Below are 977 nucleotides of genomic sequence, written 5' to 3' on the forward strand. Positions count from 1 at the left end.
TTTATAGTCTAGTCAGTGATTAGGCTTTCATATCGTTTATCTGTCAGTAGTTTTAAAAATGCGACTAGCGCATCAATACGCTTGTCATCTAGCGCAGGGCCTGATTGAAGTTCCTCAAAAGAGATTGTTTCGTGGAATTCTGGCTTATCCCAGCTTTCGCCCGTTTCTGGGTTTATCTGACGCTTGGCGCTTTTGGAGTTATATTTGTTATAGAAGTCGATAACTGTTCGAAGCTCTTTAAAAACACCGTTGTGCATGTAAGGGCTGGTGACGGCGACATTTCGAAGCGTTGGTGTTTTGAATTTTCCTTTATGCTTTTCATCGTGGACTTGAGCGTTCGCGAGTAGACCTATATCGACATAGTCTTCGTCGAGCTTGTTTTGTTTTCGAACAGCAAGGTTTGTCGGTATACCAATGTTGTGATACTCATAATTGCTGAAGGTTTCATCCGGCGCGGTTGGGCTGCTTCGTAATTGGTGGCATTGGTTACAGTTGGTGAATTGCTGCGAGAAGAATAAGGTCATTCCAAGTTCTTCTTGCTTACTAAGTTCATATTCGCCTCTTAAATAGCGGTCATACTTTGAGTCGAAGGGAGAGAAAAAATCGGTTTTTTCAAAGGCTGCGATGCTTTCGGCCATGGCGTCATAGAGCTTCCCCGGTTTACTTAATATGTCTTTTCCAAATAGGCTAGAGAAGGCTTGTTTATAGACCTCCGATTCAAGTAGACGTGCTTGCATACTTTCTTTGTTAGGTATACCCATTTCGATACCTGCGAGTGGAGGACCTTTCGCTTGGTCAGCCAGTGTTGCTGCTCGGCCATCCCAGAACTGTCCTCCAACATGCTTTCCTTTCTTATTAACATGAAAGATAGGAATCTGGTTCGCATAGCTGCTGGTTGGTGCGCTACGGTCACCAAAAGATTGTTGATCGTCACCTAACGAAACCATTCCTTCAAGGTGAGTATGCCTTGTGTCATG

Annotated in this window: 1 protein-coding gene; it reads right to left on the minus strand. The window is 43.9% G+C overall.

The window, feature by feature from the left end; all coding sequences use genetic code 11:
• Positions 1-8: 8 nt before the first annotated feature.
• On the minus strand, positions 9-977 hold a 969-nt coding region (locus A3766_RS23075), incomplete at its 5' end, for a cytochrome-c peroxidase (protein ID WP_156509065.1).

Source organism: Oleiphilus sp. HI0132, from assembly GCF_001635845.1.